Here is a 20,592-nt window from a genome sequence, read left to right as displayed (position 1 = left end):
GAGTGAAGTACTTTCGTACTTTGCCTGACTTTTCTGCCGCTTTAGCGGTCGGCGGTCAGGGTGATGCCGTTGGTCTCGGCGGTCTGCTGCAGTGCAGTGAGAGCCTTGGCGTCCTTTTGTAGGTCGTAGGTCTCAGCGAAGCCAACGTGGACGTGAGTTGAATCGTTGACGTCCAGCTCGAACAGCTTGTGGCCGGCTTCCTGCTCCAGCTGTGCGGCCTTGTGCTTCAAGGCGTTGATGCCGGTTGGCAGGTTCTCCTTGTTGGAGTCGGTGTTTTCACCGGCGTTGTCGCCAGCTTCGGCCTGCCCGTCGGTAGTGGCGGCCTGTGCCTGGGCGTCGGTGTTGCCACCGAGGAGCTCAGAGAAATCCGGGCGGTTGCCGCCGAGCAGGGAGCTGCCGAGCTGCAGGAGGGCAGCAGGGTCGGCAGAAGATAGCTGGTTCAGCGGGGTGTCCGCGTCGATGCCGGCGGTGTTAGCGGTGCCAGTGGTGGCGGCGTCGGCAGCCGGGGTTCCGGTGGTGGTCTCAGCGGCGGTGGCGTTGGCGGCACCGGCGATTACGACTGCGGGAAGTGCGGCGGCAACGGTTGCGCGGCGCAGGGCGTTCATGGAACGCATAGGATAAATCCTTTCTATTGTTGCGGTCTTTCGGACCACGGGTGATGTTAGGAAGCGTTTCTGTGGTCGAGCTGGCTTCTAGCTGCCGTCTTATTGCAAAGCGGACTCGATTGCTTTCAGGGATTCCTTGATGTGCGGGATGGTGCCTGCCACATGCGAGCCGGCGTCGTTCGGGATGAAGGTGACGTCGCCGCCGCGCTCAGACCACTCTTTGGCCAGCTGCTCAGCAGTGGAGAAAGGAATCACATCGTCGCCGCGGCCGTGGGTGATGACCACCGGGATGGACGGAGCGTCGTAGCCAATGTGCTGGTCGGCCAGGATCTTGTCGTAAGGTGCCTCAGCGATGAACTCGTCGACGTTCTTGCCATCGATGCTGACGTCTTCAATCTTCTTGCCCGCGAAGCCGATCAGACCCAGGGTGCAGGTGTTGGCGGCATTTTCCAGAACGGTCTTGCCTTTCTCATTGAGGTGGGAGTAGAGGTCCTCGTCGTAGGAGTTACTAAGGCCCAGCAGCGCGAAAGACTCGAAGAGGAAGTAAAGCGTGCCGTCGAGAGCCGGCGGCAGCAAGGTCAGATCAGCGGGTGCGGCGCCGATGGTGGCGAGCTTGATGTTGAGCTCCGGAGCGTAGTCGTCGTAAAGCTCAGCGGCAGCTCCTGCGGCGCCCCCACCCTGCGAATAACCGTTGATGATGACCGGGTTATCGGCGTTGATATCCCAGCCTTCTAGCTGGCGGGCAGCGCGGGCGCTATCGAGCACGGCGTGTGCCTGCGAGACACGGTCCATGTAGGTGTGCATGCCCGGGGTACCCAGGCCCTCGTAATCGGTGACCACGACGGCGTAGCCTTTCTTCAGGTACTGCTCAAAGAAGAGCTGCTCGTAGTCACCCACGCCGTCGGCAATCTTGCGCGAAGGTGCGCAGCGGTCGGCCACCCCCTGGGTTCCCGGTGCGAAGGCGATGAGCGGGCGCGGACCGTTGCCGGTCCACTCCGCCTTCGGCTCAATCACGATGCCGCTGACCGGAATCTTCTCACCCGTGCGGTTGGTGGAGGAGTACAGGATACGCTGTGCTTTGTACGGGCCCACGTTGGTAATGCCCAGCGTGTTGGCGGGGTTGCGCACGGCATCGGAGCGGAAGAGCTGGCCTGGCTCAGAGCCGGCGAGCTCAACTGGGTCGTGGTAGAAGGCCAGGTACTCGTCGCCGACCTTGTTATCGGAGGAGGCTGCGGCGTCGGTGCTTGGCGCGGCGTCGTCAAGCTCCTTGGCGTCGGTTGCGATGTCGGAGGCTTCAGCCGGGCTCTCGTCAGCAACTGGATCTTCGAGGGCCTTTTCAACGAGGGCGCTTTCAGGCAGCTCGGTGTCCGGAGCATCGGCAGCGACGGCGGCGGGGCAGATGCTGAAGGTCAGGCAAGCGGAAGCAAGAAGTGGAAGGTAAGTGCGCAGTGATTTTTGCACGGCAATGTCCTTTCTAGAGATCGGAGGAGTCTTAGTGTTTGTCTGGCTACGCCGAGAATGGCGGGGAGAGCGCTGCGCGGTGGAGCTGACACGATTATTATTGATTTTATTCGTCTAACTAACAATGGAAAGATGAATTGAATCCGTTTGTACAGGCCCGTATAGGGGCGTACGCCGTTAGCATTACGTTTCCGGGCGGGCGTGCTTGAATGGAATCATGATTGATGCGCGCGATAGGCAGGCCCTCGACGTGGCCAAGCTGTACTACAACTCGCACCTGCCCCAAGCGGAGGTAGCGCAGTGTCTGGGGATTTCGCGCCCCACGGTCTCCAAGCTTTTGCAGCACGCGCATGACCAAGGATTCGTGGTCATCAGCATTAACGATCCGCGCGAGCGCTCCGATGAGCTGGTGCGTGAGCTAAAGGAGCGCTTCGCGCTTGCCGACGCCCGCGTGGTCACCACCCCACGCGGCGGCAACCTCATGCAGGACTTAGGCGCGGCCGGCGCCGCGCTGCTAGAAGAGATCGTCCACGACGGCTCCAGCGTCGGCGTGTCCTGGGGCCAGACCATGTCCGCCGTGGCGGAGCACCTGCGCCAGCTGCCGCTCGAAGGGGTAAAGGTGGTGCAGCTAAAGGGCGGGCACTCGCACACGCAGCGCTCCACCAAGGACTTCGCCACCCTCCAGGGCTTTGCTCGCGCGTTTAATGCGGAGACTTTTATGCTGCCGCTGCCTGTCATTTTCGATTCGGCCGAGACGAAGCAATGGGTGGAAAAAGATCGCCACATTGCCCACATCGTGGAGATGGGCTCCCATGTCGACGTCGCGGTGTTCACAGTGGGCGCGGCCGCGCGCGAGTCTTTGGCGCTGAACCTGGGCTATCTCAGCGAGGAGGAAACGCAGCTTATCTTGGAGCGCGCGGTGGGGGATGTCTGCTCCCGCTTCTTTGACGCTGAAGGCCGCGTCGCTGTGCCCGAGGTGGACGCGCGAACGGTGAGCATTACTTTCGACGCCCTGGCGGCGCGGCCGGCACGCGTCCTCGTTGCCGGAGGGGCGGAAAAGGCCGACGCCATCCGGGTGGTACTCGAGCAAGGATTGGCCACGCATTTGGTCATCGATCACAACACGGCGCAGCGCGTTCTGGCAGGGGAGTGAGCCGTATCATAAAGGTGAACAAATGTAAATAGCGTCATTGACATTTGTGCTGGCTGGGGTAGGGTAATGCCTGAAAAGTCATTATCATTCCGATAGGAGTTCACCGTGTCTGAAGCCGCACACGCAACCGAATTTTCCACCGAAATCGCCACCCCGCACATCAACCCCAAGGGTGCGGAAATCGCAGAGACCATCCTGCTGCCAGGTGACCCACTGCGTGCAAAGTTCATCGCCGATACCTTCTTGGAAGACGTCGTACAGTTCAACGAGGTCCGCAACATTCTCGGTTTCACTGGCACCTACCAGGGCCACCGCGTCTCTGTCATGGGCACCGGCATGGGTATGCCTTCCATCGGCATCTACTCCTGGGAACTCATCCACAACTACGGCGTTAAGAACCTGATCCGCGTCGGCTCCATCGGTGCACTGCAGGAGGACATCGACCTGCACGATGTCATCGTCGCCTCCGCCGCTTCCACCGACTCCAACTTTCTGAGCCAGTACAACCTGCCGGGCCAGTACTCTCCGACGGCTTCGTGGAAGCTGCTCAAGGGCCTTGTCGATGAGGCAGAAAAGCAGGATGCCCACATCCACGTCGGCAATGTCTTGAGCTCCGATGTCTTCTACAACTTCGACCAGACCGTCAATGACCGCTGGGCACACATGGGCGTACTTGGCGTCGAGATGGAATCCGCTGCGCTTTATGCCACCGCTGCCGAGGCAGGCGTGAACGCCCTCGGTCTGTTCACCGTTTCTGACAACATCGCTGCCGATACCCACCTTTCGGCCGAGGAGCGCCAGACCGCATTCCACACCATGATGAAGCTCGCGCTGCCACTGGCAGGCCTGGACTAGGAAGGATGGCTTAAAAAGCCATGTCAAAAGATACAAACGCTAAGCCATCGGGCGTCGTAAAGCGCGGCGTCGATGCAGCCCTCAACCCCAAGGCAGCCGTACCGGTGCTGCTATTCTGCTTCGTCTTCTCCCTCGTGGTGGATAATGGTTTTAAGACCATGACCATGCCGATTGCGCAAGGCTTGGGCATTGATGACAACACCGCCTCGCTGCAAGCATCCCTTGCCGGCGTCATCATCGGCATCGGCGCCGTGGTCTACGCGGCGCTGGCGGACTCCGTGTCCATCCGCAAGCTCATGATCACCGGTGTGCTCCTCGTGGCCGTCGGCTCGATTATTGGTTTCGTGGGCTCGGGCTCCTGGCCCATTGTGCTGGCCGCCCGCCTAATCCAGACCACCGGCCTGGCCGCCGCGGAAACCCTGTACGTCATCTACGTGACCAAGCACCTATCTGAAGCAGACCAAAAGACCTACCTCGGCTTTTCCACCGCCGCCTTCCAAGCCGGCCTGCTGATTGGCGCGCTGACCTCCGGCTTTATCTCCACCTACATCTCGTGGACCGCGATGTTCCTCGTGCCGCTCATCCTCGTGCTGTGCATCCCCGCTATCCACAAGATGGTGCCGGAAGATGAAGCAGTGGAGTCAAACCTGGACGTGCTCGGCCTTATCCTGGTGGGACTTTTCGCCACCGCGCTGACCATGTTCATGCAGGCGTTCAACTGGAAGTGGCTCATCCTGGCCGTCGTGGCAGTGATTGGATTTACGCTGCACATCCGATCCGCTAAGGCGCCCGTGGTGCGCCCGGAATTCTTCACCAACGGCCGCTACGTGTGGGCAATCACCCTGGTGTTCTTCATCTACTCCACGCAGCTGGGCTACATCTTCCTGTTGCCATTTGCGGCCAACGAGCTGCACGGCATGAGCATTGACCGCGCCAGCCTACTGATGATTCCGGGCTACATCTGCGCCATCTTGGTCGGTGTCTTCTCCGGCAAGATCGGCAAAGTCCTGAACTCCCGCCAGACCATCTACACCGCACTGGTCATGATCGTCGGCTCCCTGGCCGTAGCCGCTCTCTTCGTGCAGGAGCACGTCGCCGTGCTGGCCGTGACCATCGTGACTTTCGCCTCTGGCTTCGCGCTGATGTATGCACCGCTGGTCAACACTGCGCTGCAAAACATCCCGGCCGCGAAGTCCGGCATTGCCATCGGCTTCTACAACCTGACCATCAACATCGCCATCCCGCTCGGCATCGCGTACACCGCAAAACTCATTGACGTAAGCGATGGCTTCAACCTCGTCCTCGGCGTGCTGACCGCCGTTGGCGCATGTGGCGCCGTCCTCTACGTCGTGGCCGACCGCATCATGGCGCGCAAGGCGCGAGATGTTTCTCGCGCGAAATCTGTAGACGCTTCCGAAACACTCGCTTAAAGGAGAAGAAATGTCATCCAACGTCGCATCCATGATCGACCACACCCTGCTCAAGCCGGAAGCCACCGCGCAGGACGTATCCGCACTCATCGAGGAAGCCCAGCGCCTGGGCACCTACTCGGTGTGCATTTCCCCGTCCCAGCTGCCGGTTGAGGTTCCCGAGGACCTGCACGTGGCAACCGTCGTGGGCTTTCCCTCCGGCGCCGTCAAGCCGGAGATCAAGGCCGCCGAGGCAGGCCTCGCCGTGGACAACGGCGCCGAAGAAATCGACATGGTCATCAACATCGCGCTGGCCATTGAGGGCCGCTTTGACGCACTTGAGGAAGAGATCCGCACCGTGCGCAGCGCCTGCCAGGGCAAGGTCTTGAAGGTCATCATCGAGTCCGCCGCGCTTTCCGACGACGCGATTGTTGCCGCCTGCCGCGCCGCCGAGGCTGCCGGGGCTGACTTCGTCAAGACTTCCACTGGTTTCCACCCAGCCGGCGGCGCCAGCGTGCATGCGGTAAAGCTCATGGCAGATACCGTGGGCGGCCGTCTCGGCGTGAAGGCCTCCGGCGGCATCCGTACTGGCGCGGATGCGCAGGCGATGATCGACGCCGGCGCCACCCGCCTCGGCCTGTCTTCCTCCGCTGCGGTGCTCGCGGACCTAGAAAACTAGTGGCTTAGAAGCTGAATCGAGGAAACAATGTCACTTGTTGAATACGCTCGCACGTGGGCCGAACACGACCCAGACCCGTTAACCCGTGATGAGGTCTTGGGCTGGATTGAGGCTGGCGACGAAGCTGCTTTGTCCGCCGGCTTCGCCGGCCCGCTGGCCTTCGGCACCGCCGGACTGCGCGCCGCCGTGGGGGCAGGCGAGTCCCGCATGAACCGTGCCGTGGTCATCCGCACCACCTATGGCTTGGTTTCGTGGCTAAAGCAACAGATTGAAAACCCAGTTGTGGTCATTGGCTGTGATGCCCGCTACGGCTCGGCTGATTTCTACCAGGATGCTGCGGAGGTCATCTCCGCTGCCGGCGGCCGCGCATTGGTGCTGCCGAAGCAGAACCCGACGCCTCTGACCGCTTATAGCGTGCGCGAGCTCGGCGCCGACGCCGGCATCATGGTCACCGCCTCTCACAATCCGCCGGCCGATAACGGCTACAAGGTTTACCTGGGCGGCCGCGTGGCCACCGGCGATGCCAACGGCGTGCAGCTTGTCTCCCCGGCGGACGCAGAGATCTCAGCGGCTATTGCTGCGGCGCCGCCTGCCGACGAAGTGCCGCGTTCCGCCGACAACATCGAGGAAGTCGATACCCGCGCGCAGTACCTCGAGCGCGCCGCCAAGCTGGTGGGGCAGTCCACCAGCGCCAAGATTGCGCTGACTGCCATGCACGGCGTAGGCGCAAAGCTGGGCACCGCGCTGCTCGAGAAGGTCGGCTTCGAGGTTTCCCTCGTGCCGGAACAGGCCGAGCCGGACCCAGATTTTCCAACCGTTTCCTTTCCCAACCCGGAAGAGCCCGGCGCTCTGGACCTAGGCAAGGCGCACGCGGAAAAGATCGGCGCGGACATTCTCATCGCATACGATCCGGATGCTGACCGTTGTGCGGCCGCTATCCCGACGCACGGTGCGGAAGGCGGCGTCGTCTGGCGTCAGCTCACCGGTGATGAGACCGGCGCCCTGCTGGGTGACTACCTGGCGCGCCGGGGCGTGGGCGGAACGTTTGCTAATTCGCTCGTATCCTCGCGCCTGCTGGGCCGCATTGCCGCGCACTACGGCCTGCCGCATGAGGAAACGCTCACCGGTTTCAAGTGGATCGCCCGCACCCATGACTTGAGCTTTGGCTATGAGGAAGCCATCGGCTTTTGTCCCGACCCGCAGGCCGTGCGCGACAAAGACGGCGTTGCCACCTCGGTGGTTCTGGCCAGCCTGGCCTCGGAGTGCAAGGATGCAGGCATCACCCTGCAGGATCGCCTCGCAGAGATTTACTCCACCGTGGGCCGCCTGGCCACCGCTCCGCTGACCTTCCGTGTGGAAGACCTTTCGCTGATTACCCGCGGCATGGAAAAGATCACCTCGACCCCACCGACTCAACTGGCGGGCTCGGAGATTGCAAAGGCAGAGAAGTTTGCCCAAGGCATGAAGCTCTACACCGTGGACGATGACCGCGTCATCGTGCGCCCGTCCGGCACCGAGCCGAAGCTCAAGTGCTACTTGGAGTCCCCGGATCCGGCCCGCCTGGATGCCATTGCAGAGGATCTGCGGGTCTTTTTCGACATGTAGCTGCAAGTTCTTTGCCCTAGGCCGTGATGCCTGGAAGGAGATGGGGCGTAACGCGCTAAGCGTTACGCCCCCTTTTCGCGTCTGGTGCCATTAATTTTAAGAAATTTCTGGGTTGTGACCTAACCGTTATCTAACCCTATAAGCTGGCTTTTAACGCTTGAATGAAGACATTTCACAGGTTTATGGCAGGCGATGTCCATACATTGCGGTGGCGGAATCTCGCGACTTCCGTACTGTGGGTTTCAGCGCCACGATGGGAGCTAGCGCAAACGCTTAGATTTTCCAAACGGCCTGATAGTTACCTGTTTTTTAAAGAAAGAGGAGATCATGACTAACCAGAATGCACGCGATATCAAGGACCTGTTCAACAAGACCGCATACGACGTAAACGGCGACAAGCTGGGCTCCGTCAAGGAAGTATTCGTTGATGACAACTCCGGTCAGCCAACCTTCGTTGAGGTTAGCCACGGTCTGTTCGGCATGAGCGAGTCCATCGTTCCGATGCGCGGCCACAAGTTCGCTGGCGAAGATGACCTCATCCTCGCATTCGACAAGGAGCGCATCAAGGACGCTCCAAGCGTTGACACCGACAAGGCTCTTAGCGCAAACGACCAGAACGAAATCTTCCGCCACTACGGCGTTGACACCATGAAGGACGAGCAGTCCTACACCGGTGGCCGCCACGACGTTTCCGATAAGAACAAGGCTGGCCTGGCTGCTGGCGCCGGTGCAGGTGCAGGCGTTGGCGCTGCTGCTGGTGCAGAGCACGCTGCTGGTGCAGAGCACAAGGAGCACGCTCACAAGGACCACGTTGCTGGCACCGAGACCGCAGACCACACCAAGAACGCTGGCCACACCCACGCTGATGTTGATGGCCGCGATTCCCTGGTTCGTTCCGAGGAGCAGCTGGACGTTAACAAGGAGCGCGTCGAGACCGGTGAGGTTCGCCTGCGCAAGTATGTCGTAACCGAGACCGAGAACGTTGAGGTTCCGGTTACCCGCGAAGAGGTTCGCGTCGAGCGCACCCCAATCTCCGAGGAAGAGGCTGCTTCCCTGCGCGGCAAGAATGACCTGACCGATGACGAAGCATCCGTCACCCTCCACGAGGAGCGCGTCCGCGTTGAGAAGGACACCGTTCCGGTTGAGAAGGTTGAGCTGAACAAGAAGGAAGTTACCGACACCGAGCGCGTCTCCGAGGATCTGCGCAAGGAGCGCATCGAGACCGAGGGTGTAGACGGCAAGACCACCAAGTAAAAACTTGGATAGTACTAGGTAGCTCGTACTTAGTACAGACACCTCCTAAATAGGCCGCTGGCAGTATTGCCGGCGGCCTATTTGTCTTTATGGCGTTGCTTGGCGGGCCCACCGCCGTCGGCGGCGGCATCATCGCCGACGCGATGAGCGGGTGGAAATAGACTAAGAGCTTCCCCGCCATAGGGCGCCTCTGCTCATAGACTGGAATCATGAGTGTTGAGGTGGATCCGCTGATTGAGGCGCTGTACTACTGGTCCGACGTCAGCGGCGTGTTATTGATGGGGATCATCGGTGGCACGCTTGCGCGCCAGCGCGGCTATGACATTGTGGGCTTTTTCTTTATCGCGATGTTCTCAGCCTTGGGCGGCGGCATGATCCGTGACGTCCTCATCAACCGCGGCACTGTCGCTGCCATGTCGCAGCCGGAGTACCTCTATCTTGCTTTCGCCGGAGCGCTGATTGCACGATTCTTCTACTTCAAAGGCAGAACCTGGGACTATATCCAATCTCACGGGGATGCCGTAGTCTCCGCGCTGTGGGCAGCCACCGGTACCGTGAAGGCGCTGACCTATGGCCTGCCGCTTATCCCATGCGTGATGATGGGCGTGTTTACCGCAACGGGCGGTTCCATGATCCGTGACATCAGTATGGGCCGCGAGCCAGCCGTCTTCGGCGATAATCAGCCCACGGTGATCCCCGCGGTGGCCTGTGCCGCAGTGGTGCTCGTGGCCGATTCCTTCGACCACCTGGCCACTGGCATGCTGGTAGGCCCGGTCGTTTCCTTCATCCTGACCTTGTTCGGCATCTGGGCCGGCTGGCGCATTCCTGCCCGCCAGGAATGGGCGCCGCTGAACGATACCGCGGCGCAGGTCATGCTGCTCGCGCGCAAGGCCGAGAACAAAGGCCGGGCAGTGGGGCGTCGTCTAGAGCCCACCAAGGTGCGCAGCTGGCGGCACCAGCAGATGGAAAAGGCCCTGCAGCGCCGCATCGAAAAGCAAGTGGAAAATGGTCGCCTCCGTGCGGCCGCCACCAGCGATGCCGCCGAGCTTCTTGAGTCCTTCACCGACACCATGGAGCAGCTCCACGGCGAGGCCATCCCAGCCACCAACTCCGGTTCTGCCGCGAAGAATAAGGAAGCTCTAAGTCAAGAATCGAAGGGCATCCTACAGGAAATCGGCGTGGACTTAAGCGGCGATTCCTATGAGGACGATGACGAGGATGCACCGCTGCTCGATCCAGAAATGCTCAAGGAGCAGCGTGAGAACCTAGACATCGTGCTCTCGGATGAAAAGCTGACCGATGAGTTGGTGGAGCACTTAGTCCAGCGCTATAAGAAGCAGAATTAAAAAGTGGATAATTAAGTTTAAAAACTCACCTTTTCTTCTGCTTTAGCTGAGCACTCATATAAGATTATGCGGTGGAATCTTTCAGGATTTTCCGAGGTGATTCCTTATATAAGTGGAAAGGGGGAAAGCGTCATGTTAAAGCGCGTATTATGCGTTAGCGCAGCCGCCACCCTGGTATTGGCATTATCGGCGTGTGTTCCCCCGGACCAAACCCCGGATATCTCGGGCGTTGACTTCATCACCACTGACGGCGCGGAGCCGCAGAACCCGCTGTTGCCAGCGGATATCAACGATGTGCCGGGCGCGACCATCGTTAATCTCATCTACTCCGGCTTGGTCTACCTCAACGAGGAAGGCGAGGCGGAATACGACGTCGCGCAGAAGATTACCCAGACCTCGCCTACTGAATACGACGTCGTCTTGCGTGAGGATGCGAAGTTCTCCGACGGCTCTTCAGTTCGTGCGCGTGACTTCGTGGATTCCTGGAACGCAGCTGTTCAAAACAACATGCTTTCCTCCTACTTCTTCAAGCCGATTCTGGGATTCGGGGAGGGCGAGCCCACCATGCGTGGTCTTAAGGTAACAGGCGATAGGACCTTCCACATTGAGCTGGCCGAGCCTACCGCGGACTTCGTGAAACGCCTAGGCCATTCGGTCTTTTTCCCCATGCATCCTTCAGCCAAGAAGGGCTATGACGCATATGGCATGAACCCCATCGGCAACGGTCCGTACCGCCTGGCGCGCTGGGATAAGGATGAAAAGATCAACCTCATCCCAAACGCGGAATATGTCGGCCCGCGAAAGTCCCGTAACGAGGGGCTGGAGTTTCGCTTTTATGAGACCGAAGAGGAATCCTATGCTGCCCTGCAGCGCGGCGAGCTGGACTTGGTCACGGATGTGCCGATCACGCATATCCACCGCTTTGAGGAGGAACTGGACGGGCGAAGCTTCAACGAGACTTCCGCCATGTTCAGCTTCATCACTATCCCGGCCAATGACCCGATGTTCCGCGGGGAGGCCGGCGCTTTGCGACGCCGCGCCATCTCCATGTCCTTCGATCGCACCCGCATCGCGCACGAAGTCTTGGGCGATACCGTCACTCCAGTTACATGTTTTGCCACCCAAAAATATTGCCCTGAGATGGGGATGATTCCGGGTCAGGAAGTACTGGTTTATAACCCAGAAAAGGCACGCGAACTGTGGGCAAAGGCTGACGCCATCTCGCCGTGGACGGGGCCATTCTTTCTGGGATATAACGCGGATGGCGGGCATGCGGAATGGGTCGATGCGGTAACTAAACAGGTTTCAGAGACACTTGGTATCGAGGCTTATGGCCGTGCTTTTACGACCTTTAAGAAGTACCGGCAAGCCGTAACGGACCGTCAGATGCGCGGTTCCTTCCGTTCCAGCTGGCAGGCCGTGTACCCCTCGGAGGTCAACTTCCTGGAGCCGGTCTTTGCATCTAACTCGTTGCTCAACGAGTCCGGCTTTAATAACCCGGAATACGACAGGCTGCTCAAGGAAACCAATTCCGAACTCGATAAAAAGGCCCAAGAGCAAAAACTGGTCGCAGCGCAGTCCATCCTTTTGCATGACCTGCCAGCGCTGCCGCTGTGGGAATCCAACGTGGTTGGCGGCTATGACACCGATATCGCGCGTCCACATTTCAGCTGGAAGGGAAAGCCGTTTTACTTTGAGCTGACTCGCGACAAAGGCTAACAGCGCATTTTTAGCTTTTAGCCGGTTGTCGTTGCGGAATCCTGGCTAATCTAAAAATATGAACCTCGTTGGCTACTTCTTTTATCGGATGTGGCAGGTCGGAATCGACCATGTCCTGCCGCTCGTCGCGTTGTTGCTGCTGGGCATGTTGGTGCCGCGGCTGGGTCGGCTGGCCATCCGCGTCCTGGAATCGCGGCTCGATGAAGGCGAAGAAGCCACGAAGGCGCGCCTGGCCTTGGGCGGCGCTTTGGTATACGTATTGCAGGCGGTGGCATATTTCCTGCTCGTGCTGGCCGCACTCTCGAACGTGGGCGTGCCGGCGCTGGGCGCGGCAATCCCGGCGACGGTGGTTTCTGCCGCCCTTGGTTTTGGCGCGCAGAAGATAATCGGGGACTTCCTCGCGGGCTTTTTCATCCTTTCGGAAAAGCAATTCGGCGTCGGTGACTACGTGAGCTTTGAGGGCACAACGGGCGTGGAAGGAACCGTGGTGGCGCTGACCCTGCGCACCACGAAGGTACGTACGCCCACGGGCGAGGTGGTCATGGTGCCCAATGGCTCGGCGGGCGTTATCACCAACTTCTCGCAGGATTGGTCCCGCGCTGTAGTGGACCTTTCGGTGCCGCTCCACGAGGGCGAGACCCTTGAGGAAATCACTTCTCAGGTGCATACGATCTCCCAGCAGGCCATCAAGGATCCGGCCATTGCTGGCGACGTCGCCGGCGAGCTCGAGATCCTTTCTGCCACCGGTATCGTGGAGCCAACTGTTGCGGGCCAGCCTTGGCAGGTTAAATACCGCGTACTCGTGCAGGTCAACCCTTCGCGGCAGTGGGCGGTTGAGCGCGCAATCCGCTCTGCGCTGCTCTCGGCGTTTTGGGATCACTACAATTTGCCAGCCGATACCGCTGGGGCTGTCCCATTTCCTTTGGATAGGATCACTGCCGCGGCCTCCCTAGACATTGATGCGCCTGGGGGTGCGAAGCCGTCTGTGCAGCAACCGGTGCGCGCAGAAGGCCCGGAGGAGTCTGCTGCCGCGGCAATGGCGGCGTCGGAAAGCGCTAGCAACAACGCCACGAAGCCTTTTACCAACGCGGGCGATAGCGCGCATCTGGAAAGCGATGTGGTGGAATCCAAGGACCACGGACCCGGCCGCCCTGCTACCGGAGATGTTGATCCAGATTTAGAAGACGCTGACGCACACACCGACATCTGGCGACAGGACGCTCCCACGGGCAAGTTCCGCAGGCTATGGACCCTGGGTGGACGCGTGCGTCCTTCAACTACCAGCCTCTTGGTAGGTCTTATGGTTACCGGATTGCTTCTCTTTGCGTCGTGGAACCCCGAAGACGCCGGCACAGGCTGGCTCAACCCCGCCTACTGGACGGAGCGCAAAGCGCCGGCCACCACCAGCGCCCCCGTCCCGACCGCGGAACCAGAGGTCTCGGCCACTGAAAACCCAGGCGCAGACAACGTAACGGAGGAATCTGCCGATGCGTACGCTCCATCCAGTGAGCCGAATGACGCGAATTCGGATGGAGTCGCGGCAGGCGGAAATTCTCATGACTCGAAAAAGAATCGTGACGAGCGCCGCGTGCAGGAGAACCCCCTAGGCGGCCAAGAGAGCAAGGCGCCGGCCGCCCCTACCCCACAAGACACGGCTGGGGCTCCACCTGGCGACGACGCGGGAGCCACGAACGCCCCGGCTGGCGAGCAAACGGAGCCAGCGCTAGAACCGTAGTTGCCGTCTGCGGGGTTGGGGTGAGTATCAAGTATTTCACGGGTGACGTGACTAGCTTGTCAGCAGGTGGATCCGGTGCTGGGGGACTGTGGTGACGGTAGCGAAGACGCACCCGCAGGGCATTTCTAGTGCTGCCAACATGGAAAAGTCTTTAAGTCGCGGGGTATTGGTGCGTGTTATGCAGGCACTACATCTTCTTTAATGTTCAAAACTTGAGTATGTGTCCGATTTCATTAAGGGTTTCTTAGATTTATGTTGGTTTACTTTTGGGTGGCGTGCTAAACCTTATAGGTATTTTCTCGAAGGTTCCTATCTCGGAAAGGCTCAATATGAAAAAGATTTTTGGAAAGGGTCGCGGTGCGCGGGTAGCTGGTGCGACCCTAGCCATCGTCGGACTCACCCTGGGAGTGTCCCCGGCAGTGGCGCAAGACCTGGAGCTTGCAGAATCCACCGATAACGTTGCCGTGCAGGATGCCAATACGCAGCTCACGGGGCTCAACACCGAAGGCGGCGACGCTAACCGTTTCATCGTCACCTTCAACGACATGGCGACTGTGGACCAGAACCGCCGCATGGAAATCCTGGACAACATCACCAACGAATTCTCTTCGGATGCGTCCTTCGTCCGCGAAATGTATGACGGCTCCTACGTCGTCGAGCTGGATCCGCCGGTACCGGCAGATCGCGTTCCTTCTCTGCGTGGCACGCTTGAGTCCAAGGCTGAGATTTACCGCGCTGACATCGACTTCAAGCAGACACAGATGGGCGCCCCGAATGACCAGTACTACCGTCAGCAGTGGCACCTTTGGGATGAGTACGGTGCAAATGTCGAGAAGGCTTGGGACAAAGACGTCTATGGCAACGACACCGTTATTGCGGTTGTCGACTCTGGCATCACCGATCACCCAGATCTGAATGACAAGGTTCTGCCGGGCTACGACTTCATCGCGGACCCATACGTTTCCCAGGACGGCGACGAGCGTGACGCTGATCCAGCCGATGAGGGCGACTGGACCTACGGCAACGAGTGCGGCGCTAACGTTTCGGCCCATGACTCCGTCTGGCACGGTACTCATGTAGCGGGTATCGCTGCGGCAATCACCGACAACCACACCGGTGTTGCTGGCGTTGCTCCAAACGCCTCCATCCTGCCTGTTCGCGCACTCGGCCGTTGTGGTGGCTACGTCTCCGATATTGCTGACGCAATCGCCTGGTCTTCCGGCGAAAACGTCCGCTACGCTCCGCGTAACGAGCACCCAGCTGACGTTATCAACCTGTCCCTCGGCGGCGGCCGTCGTTGCAACTACGTCTACCAGCGCGCTATCGATGTAGCGAACCGCAACGGTTCCACCATTGCTGTGGCTGCAGGTAACGAGAACCAAGACGCAAACAATGTCCAGCCTGCATCCTGCAACGGTGTTATTACCGTTGGCGCAACCGGCCCTGATGGCTACCGCTCTGCATACTCGAACTACGGCAGCGCAGTCGACATCGCAGCCCCAGGCGGCAACACCTACCCGCAGACTGGTGGCTACGACCAGTCCGCCGGCATCCTTTCCACCGTTAACTCTGGTACCCGTAACCCGGGCTACGCTCGCATCGGCTACATGGACGGCACTTCTATGGCTACCCCGGTAGTCTCCGGTGTTATCGCTTTGATGAAGTCTGTGAACCCGAACCTGCGCAACGATCAGATTGAGCGCATCTTGCGCGATACTTCTTCCGAGATTCAGGACGAGCCACGTGGCTCTTGGAAGCGCATCGGTGCCGGTATCGTCAACGCAGAGGGCGCAGTCTGCGCAACCCTGGAAACCGTTGGTGATAGCTGCCGCCAGCCGAACAACTCCCCGGTTCGTCCGGTTCCGGCACCGGCTCCGGTAACCTCCAACCCACGTGCACCGCGTGAGACCACCACTACTCCGCGCGCACCGCGTGAGACCACTCCGACCACCCGGCGAAAGCCACTCTCGATTTACGAGCGTCTGCTCCCGGGCTACTCTGAGGACTAATCCACCGGCCAAAGTGTCGTGGATGAAAGAACTTCCATGGTGTAGAGCATCGGCGTGATGCGGCACTGCATATTCTTCCTCCCATCCTTTCCTATTCTGGAAAGAATGGGAGGTTCTTTCGTTTTCGACGGGTAAAGTTGCAAAGTATGAGTTCGTTATCGCACCTCGAGGCTTGGCCGGTAGAAACAGTTTCAGCAGCGCTGATTAAAGGCGATTGCGTTGTGGAATTCTTAGGTGATACCTCGCGGCAGTTTCCCGTGGCTTCAGTGACGAAACTGGTCTCGGCTTATGCTGTGCTGCTAGCGGTCGAAGAGGGTGCAGTCGAGCTGGATCAGGCAGCGGGACCTGAGGGGTCGACGCTTCGACACTTGCTCTCCCATGCTTCGGGGGTGGCCTTTGATTCTCGGCTGCTGCAGCGCCCAGTAGGGCAGCGGCGCATCTACTCATCGGCTGGTTATGAGTGGGCTGCGCAAGTGGTAGAGGAAGCCACAGGGATGGCGTTTTCGGACTATCTCAGCGAGGGGGTGTGCAAGCCACTGGGAATGAACGCTACTTTTCTAAACGGCTCTGCGGGCCATGGCTTGATTTCCACGGTCGATGATCTCACGGTCTTTGCACAAGAGGTCCTCAAACCGCGTTTGCTGCATCCGAGCACTGTGGCTGAGATGCGCACAGTCCAGTTCCCAGGGCTGCGGGGCATTGTTCCCGGATACGGCAGCTTCAAGGATTGTGCCTGGGGCCTAGGTTTTGAAATCCACGCGAAGAAGGAACAGTGGATGGGTGCCCTGCCTGCCGACGCCGTCGGCCACTTCGGCATGTCTGGCACCTACCTCTGGGTGGCCGGGGACTCGGCCATGGTCGCATTGACTGACCGTGTTTTTGGCAGCTGGGCTAAGCCCTTGTGGGCAGAGTCCAATTCAGCGATTTGGAAAGAATTAAGCTCCTAGTGCGGAGGCAGCGGTGCCCTTTCTTAGCGGGAGTTGAGGAAGTCCCAAACCTCACGAGTGGCGGTCGGGTTGCTCGGGAACCAAGTGTGCTCGCCGCCTAGAACCGTGTAGAGCACTGTGTCGGCAGAGCATCCTTGCATCTGCTCAGCGTTGAACCTTCCGTGTGACTCGATGGACTTTCTACTGATATCGCAGCCGTTGCGTTCGCCCACGGTGTGGAACGCCCGGAGAACGGAGAGGTAGACGCCGCCGTGCGGGTTGGAGCCGGAAACATAGTACGGAGCGGTCGCGTCCTCAGTTCCGTGCAGGAACAGCGTCGGAACCGAGCCAGAGCAGCCCGTATAGATAGGGGCATGGTTTGCGGTTGCGACTCCAGCTACCGCATCAACGAGGCCCGGCGCTTGGCATGCCAAGTTCATGGCCATTCCGCCGAATCCGAAGGCCAAGTTATAGGAGTTGGCGGGATCAAAGCCCTCCGGTAGCTGCAGGATGTAAGAGCGGTTTCCTTGGCCGGCAACGTTAACGGACTCAGTGGTGCTGGTCCCGCCGACGCCGGAGGAGCCAGTCGAGTCGGTGAGCTGGCCGAGAACGTCGGCCAGCTGAGTGGACAAGCCAAAAGCTTCGTCCAGCGAAGAGCCTGACTTTGTAACATATGAGGCAGAAGTAAGCCGGTGTTTCGCATGTGAATTTTCAACCTTTGGTTGAGGTTTATCAAACGGGGGTTGAAGTGGTTGTTTAGGGTTGATGGGACTCATGTGACGCGGGAGAATCGGCCCCAACGCGCAGACAGTTCGTTGGGGAAGACGAAGCTCGTCTGGCAGCACTTGGAGGCCGCCCCTTTTTTAGGGAGGTCTGCGAAGCGCTGCTTTAAACATGTCGAAGGAGAATCGGCGTGAATACTCGCGTTCACGAAGCCGTCGCCACTGCGACGGCACCCAGCGCCTGGCCGCACCGCAATGCCGGTCAGGTGCACACCGCCGTGCTCACCATTGCGGGGATGCCCCGCAAACTGCGCCCGGCAGTAGAGCGTGCCATGGCACGCTGCATCACCACTGAGTCAGAGTTCATCGTCCCCGGCGACGATCCACTCACTGCCCAGTGGTGCACACGGTGGTACCGGGACATGCCCGGTGACGCCGAACTTGTGCGCGCCGTCGTACCGGCACGCGTGGGTATCGGCTGCCGCCAAGTCATCACCGGCACGCAAAAAGAGCTCGCCGCCCTCGAAAGGGAAGTCGAGCTCTTATCTAGCGAGCACGCATTCAGCGCTCGCGTTGACGTTGCAATCTAGCCTTAGCTTCGACGAACTAGTCCTCGGGGAAGGGGCTAGTGACGCGATCAGCCAAATCTGCCACCGAATCCAGCACCTGGTTCGGGCGGAATGGATAGCGCTGGATTTCGCGATCGTCGCTAATGCCAGTGCGCACCAAGATGGTCTTCAGGCCGGCCTCCAAGCCGGACTTCACATCGGTGTCCATGCGGTCACCAATCATGACCGTGTTCTCGGAATGCGCGCCGATGTTATTGAGCGCCGAGCGCATCATGACCGGGTTTGGTTTGCCCACGTAATAAGGCTCGCGGTTGGTTGCCGCGGTAATCAGTGCCGCGACCGCACCCGTTGCCGGCAACACGCCCTGCGGCGCCGGGCCCGTGACATCAGGGTTGGTGGCAATAAAGCGCGCGCCGCTGCGGATGAGATTAATGGCGGTGGTAATAGCCTCGAAGGAGTAGGTGCGCGTTTCGCCCAAGACCACGAAGTCTGGGTCGTTGTCGGTGAGTACCCAACCTGCTTCATGGAGGGCCGTCGTCAAGCCGGATTCGCCCACCACATAAGCCTTGCCCTCGCCCGTCTGGGTGGTCAAAAATGCTGCGGTGGCGGTGGCGGAAGTCCAGATGCGCTCGGCCGGAATCTTCAGGCCCGTGTTGTGCAGGCGCGCGGACAAATCGCGCGGAGTGGACATCGAGTTATTCGTCAGCACCATGAACTCGATGTCATTGTCATAGAGCGCCTGGATGAACTTATCGGCGCCGGGCACCATCTCGCCCTCTTTGATGAGGACGCCGTCCATATCGGATAGGTAAGAAATCAAAGCTAAACCTCCATGTGCTTATCTAGGTATTCGGTAAGTTGGCCGACGGTGTGGATGTCTTTCATCGTGGCCTCGTCGAAGCGCACCTTGAAGCGTTCCTCGGCGCGCACAGCCAGCTCGATGCGCTCGAGCGAATCCACGCCCAAGTCCTCGAGGGTGGCCTCGCGCTCTACGTCCTCCGCGCTGCCAGTGACTTTCTTGATGAGTTCAGCCACCGCGCCGAAAGTGTCTTGGCGCTTATCCTCCTTTTCAGGGGCTTGGTTGAAGCGAGCTTGCAATTGCGCGGAAAGGTCGTTTGCCATGCGTCCTAGTCTAGTATTCTTCCGCGTATAGGTGGCCGAGTAGTATTGGTGGAATCATGGTTCATAGGGCTCGAGCAAAGACGATTGCGCACAGTTGGGTGCGCCGCTTGCGGCCGACGCGTCGCAACGAACAACACCTCATGTACGAGTCCCTGCACAATCACACGGACGAGCCTGGGCTGACTGGAATTGATTCCTTGGGCACCGTGCGCAACGATGGCCTGGACATCGCGTGGTACGAGGTCGGCCCGCAGGACTCGGACATCACTGTGGTGTTTATCCACGGTTACTGCCTGTCCGCGGAGGCCTACTACAGTCAGGTGGACTACATGCGCCGGCATTTCCCGGAGGTACGCTGCCTGCTTGTCGACATCCGCGGCCACGGCCTTTCCCCCGAAGTCACCCCCGCGCAGTGCACGGTGGACGCCGCGGCTGACGACGTCCTCGCTGTCCTTTCCAAGCGCGCCTCCCATGGCAAGCTCGTAGTCGTGGGGCACTCGTTGGGCGGAATGGTGGCGCTCAATGTGATTCGCCGCGCGCCGGACGAGGTGTACCAGCGTGTTGACTCGGCGCTGTTGATTGCGACGTCGATGCGCCGCTTTGCGGCGAAGGGTGTGGCGCAGATTCTCGAGTCGAAGGCGCTGGGCAGTTTGTATAACGCGTGCATGCGGCTGCCGGGGCGGATGGACCGCATCCGCTTTGAGGTCGCGCAGTGGGTCGCGCCGCTGTTTGCTGCTTTGCTGGCGGGTTTTCCGCAGATGGAGAAGCTGCAGTTCCATGTAGCCATGCTGATGGATACGCCGCTGTCCAGTTACACGGGCTTCTTTGACGACCTTCTCGACCACTCCGAGTATGCTGCCGCCGACCGACTGGCCCGCCTGCGCGGTGAGGTTATTGTGGGTTCAGCCGACATCGTGACCCCGCGCAGCCAGTCGGACGTCATCTTGGATCACTGGCCGGCCGCCCGGCTGACTGAGGTGGACGGCGCAGGCCACATGGTCATCCTCGAGGAGCCCGAGGCCATCTCGGAGGCGCTTGGCCGACTTTTGGTTCCGTTGGTGGACTAGCGTTGCCGCGGCCGCCGGCCCTTTGCCGGCGCTCTACCGACCACCGCGCGCCTCCGCTTGTTTCCCAGAGCCCCTCGTTGGTTTGGTCCCATTCGTTTGGTCCCATTCGTTTGGTCCCTTTGTGGGGTAAAGGGACCACTAGCGACTTCTGCCCGGAACCGGTTACTCGTAAAACTACCCTTAGTAGGGGACCCAACCAATGGGACCAGTTGGCCGGTCGGCCAGCGAGCTCGTTGTACGACAAGCCTGCGCCCTTCTGCGTCCTTCTGTGCCCCGGCCGCACCGCAAACGAGAAGACCGCCCCTCGGCGCCCTGCTAGGAAGGCAACCGAGGAGCGGCCTAAACCGTCCTAGAGC

Annotated in this window: 18 protein-coding genes; 13 read left to right on the top strand and 5 right to left on the bottom strand. The window is 59.9% G+C overall.

Annotated features, from left to right (window positions below):
• Nucleotides 1-41 precede the first annotated feature (41 nt).
• On the bottom strand, nucleotides 42-614 hold the full coding sequence (locus tag QKB66_RS05005; RefSeq protein ID WP_248093890.1) for a hypothetical protein: 573 nt from the start codon (nucleotides 612-614) through the stop codon (nucleotides 42-44).
• Nucleotides 615-704: 90 nt separating this feature from the next.
• Nucleotides 705-2,066: a lipase family protein gene (locus tag QKB66_RS05000; protein ID WP_248093891.1), complete on the bottom strand. Its 1,362-nt coding sequence runs from the start codon at nucleotides 2,064-2,066 to the stop codon at nucleotides 705-707.
• Between the two features lie 217 nt (nucleotides 2,067-2,283).
• Between QKB66_RS05000 and QKB66_RS04995 the strand changes: the two genes are divergently transcribed.
• From QKB66_RS04995 to QKB66_RS04945, 11 genes are all read left to right on the top strand, one after another.
• Complete coding sequence (locus QKB66_RS04995) at nucleotides 2,284-3,219, top strand: sugar-binding transcriptional regulator (RefSeq protein ID WP_248093892.1); 936 nt, start codon at nucleotides 2,284-2,286, stop codon at nucleotides 3,217-3,219.
• A gap of 105 nt (nucleotides 3,220-3,324) precedes the next feature.
• Nucleotides 3,325-4,074 carry a purine-nucleoside phosphorylase gene (gene deoD, locus QKB66_RS04990; RefSeq protein WP_414252814.1) on the top strand — a complete coding sequence of 250 codons (750 nt, stop codon included), beginning with the start codon at nucleotides 3,325-3,327 and terminating at the stop codon, nucleotides 4,072-4,074.
• 20 nt (nucleotides 4,075-4,094) lie between these two features.
• Complete coding sequence (locus QKB66_RS04985; RefSeq protein ID WP_248093893.1) at nucleotides 4,095-5,504, top strand: MFS transporter; 1,410 nt, start codon at nucleotides 4,095-4,097, stop codon at nucleotides 5,502-5,504.
• 10 nt (nucleotides 5,505-5,514) lie between these two features.
• Nucleotides 5,515-6,162, top strand: a complete 648-nt coding sequence (gene deoC / locus QKB66_RS04980) for a deoxyribose-phosphate aldolase (RefSeq protein WP_248093894.1) — start codon at nucleotides 5,515-5,517, stop codon at nucleotides 6,160-6,162.
• 27 nt (nucleotides 6,163-6,189) lie between these two features.
• Entirely contained in the window at nucleotides 6,190-7,767 is a 1,578-nt protein-coding gene (locus QKB66_RS04975) for a phospho-sugar mutase (RefSeq protein ID WP_248093895.1), read from the top strand.
• 327 nt (nucleotides 7,768-8,094) lie between these two features.
• Nucleotides 8,095-9,021, top strand: a complete 927-nt coding sequence (locus tag QKB66_RS04970; RefSeq protein WP_248093896.1) for a PRC and DUF2382 domain-containing protein — start codon at nucleotides 8,095-8,097, stop codon at nucleotides 9,019-9,021.
• Between the two features lie 209 nt (nucleotides 9,022-9,230).
• Entirely contained in the window at nucleotides 9,231-10,367 is a 1,137-nt protein-coding gene (locus tag QKB66_RS04965) for a trimeric intracellular cation channel family protein (protein WP_311518545.1), read from the top strand.
• Nucleotides 10,368-10,499: 132 nt separating this feature from the next.
• Nucleotides 10,500-12,086 carry a peptide ABC transporter substrate-binding protein gene (locus QKB66_RS04960; RefSeq protein ID WP_414252813.1) on the top strand — a complete coding sequence of 529 codons (1,587 nt, stop codon included), beginning with the start codon at nucleotides 10,500-10,502 and terminating at the stop codon, nucleotides 12,084-12,086.
• 58 nt (nucleotides 12,087-12,144) lie between these two features.
• Nucleotides 12,145-13,821, top strand: coding sequence for a mechanosensitive ion channel family protein (locus QKB66_RS04955; RefSeq protein WP_414252812.1), 1,677 nt, complete (start codon nucleotides 12,145-12,147; stop codon nucleotides 13,819-13,821).
• Between the two features lie 329 nt (nucleotides 13,822-14,150).
• Complete coding sequence (locus QKB66_RS04950; protein WP_248093900.1) at nucleotides 14,151-15,830, top strand: S8 family peptidase; 1,680 nt, start codon at nucleotides 14,151-14,153, stop codon at nucleotides 15,828-15,830.
• 146 nt (nucleotides 15,831-15,976) lie between these two features.
• Nucleotides 15,977-16,777, top strand: a complete 801-nt coding sequence (locus tag QKB66_RS04945) for a serine hydrolase domain-containing protein (protein ID WP_414252811.1) — start codon at nucleotides 15,977-15,979, stop codon at nucleotides 16,775-16,777.
• Between the two features lie 23 nt (nucleotides 16,778-16,800).
• Here the strand turns inward: QKB66_RS04945 and QKB66_RS04940 are convergent, their stop codons facing one another.
• Nucleotides 16,801-17,388, bottom strand: coding sequence for a hypothetical protein (locus QKB66_RS04940; protein WP_248093902.1), 588 nt, complete (start codon nucleotides 17,386-17,388; stop codon nucleotides 16,801-16,803).
• Between the two features lie 281 nt (nucleotides 17,389-17,669).
• Here QKB66_RS04940 and QKB66_RS04935 point away from each other — a divergent pair, with 281 nt between their 5' ends.
• The gene (locus tag QKB66_RS04935; protein WP_248093903.1) at nucleotides 17,670-18,068 is read left to right on the top strand and encodes a hypothetical protein; all 399 of its coding nucleotides are present in this window, start codon (nucleotides 17,670-17,672) and stop codon (nucleotides 18,066-18,068) included.
• Nucleotides 18,069-18,084: 16 nt separating this feature from the next.
• On the opposite strand, the gene QKB66_RS04930 is transcribed toward QKB66_RS04935, so the two are convergent.
• Nucleotides 18,085-18,867, bottom strand: a complete 783-nt coding sequence (locus QKB66_RS04930; RefSeq protein ID WP_239240753.1) for an HAD-IIA family hydrolase — start codon at nucleotides 18,865-18,867, stop codon at nucleotides 18,085-18,087.
• A gap of 2 nt (nucleotides 18,868-18,869) precedes the next feature.
• Nucleotides 18,870-19,169 carry an acyl carrier protein gene (locus QKB66_RS04925; protein ID WP_248093904.1) on the bottom strand — a complete coding sequence of 100 codons (300 nt, stop codon included), beginning with the start codon at nucleotides 19,167-19,169 and terminating at the stop codon, nucleotides 18,870-18,872.
• Nucleotides 19,170-19,225: 56 nt separating this feature from the next.
• Here QKB66_RS04925 and QKB66_RS04920 point away from each other — a divergent pair, with 56 nt between their 5' ends.
• Nucleotides 19,226-20,236 (top strand): alpha/beta fold hydrolase, encoded by a 1,011-nt coding sequence (locus QKB66_RS04920; RefSeq protein WP_414252810.1) that lies wholly within the window; start codon nucleotides 19,226-19,228, stop codon nucleotides 20,234-20,236.
• The last annotated feature ends 356 nt before the right edge of the window (nucleotides 20,237-20,592 follow it).

It is taken from the genome of Corynebacterium sp. c25Ua_89 (assembly GCF_047459735.1).
GTDB classification, from domain to species: domain Bacteria; phylum Actinomycetota; class Actinomycetes; order Mycobacteriales; family Mycobacteriaceae; genus Corynebacterium; species Corynebacterium simulans.
Note: the sequence above shows the minus strand (reverse complement) of the source record. Positions and strands in the feature narration are given on the sequence as shown.

Bases quoted from the DNA above. Each gene is read 5' to 3' on its own strand.
- QKB66_RS05005 (WP_248093890.1), bottom strand. From the start codon at position 614: ATGCGTTCCATGAACGCCCTGCGCCGCGCAACCGTTGCCGCCGCACTT.
- QKB66_RS04995 (WP_248093892.1), top strand. From the start codon at position 2,284: ATGATTGATGCGCGCGATAGGCAGGCCCTCGACGTGGCCAAGCTGTAC.
- QKB66_RS04985 (WP_248093893.1), top strand. From the start codon at position 4,095: ATGTCAAAAGATACAAACGCTAAGCCATCGGGCGTCGTAAAGCGCGGC.
- deoC (WP_248093894.1), top strand. From the start codon at position 5,515: ATGTCATCCAACGTCGCATCCATGATCGACCACACCCTGCTCAAGCCG.
- QKB66_RS04975 (WP_248093895.1), top strand. From the start codon at position 6,190: ATGTCACTTGTTGAATACGCTCGCACGTGGGCCGAACACGACCCAGAC.
- QKB66_RS04970 (WP_248093896.1), top strand. From the start codon at position 8,095: ATGACTAACCAGAATGCACGCGATATCAAGGACCTGTTCAACAAGACC.
- QKB66_RS04965 (WP_311518545.1), top strand. From the start codon at position 9,231: ATGAGTGTTGAGGTGGATCCGCTGATTGAGGCGCTGTACTACTGGTCC.
- QKB66_RS04960 (WP_414252813.1), top strand. From the start codon at position 10,500: ATGTTAAAGCGCGTATTATGCGTTAGCGCAGCCGCCACCCTGGTATTG.
- QKB66_RS04955 (WP_414252812.1), top strand. From the start codon at position 12,145: ATGAACCTCGTTGGCTACTTCTTTTATCGGATGTGGCAGGTCGGAATC.
- QKB66_RS04950 (WP_248093900.1), top strand. From the start codon at position 14,151: ATGAAAAAGATTTTTGGAAAGGGTCGCGGTGCGCGGGTAGCTGGTGCG.
- QKB66_RS04945 (WP_414252811.1), top strand. From the start codon at position 15,977: ATGAGTTCGTTATCGCACCTCGAGGCTTGGCCGGTAGAAACAGTTTCA.
- QKB66_RS04925 (WP_248093904.1), bottom strand. From the start codon at position 19,169: ATGGCAAACGACCTTTCCGCGCAATTGCAAGCTCGCTTCAACCAAGCC.
- QKB66_RS04920 (WP_414252810.1), top strand. From the start codon at position 19,226: ATGGTTCATAGGGCTCGAGCAAAGACGATTGCGCACAGTTGGGTGCGC.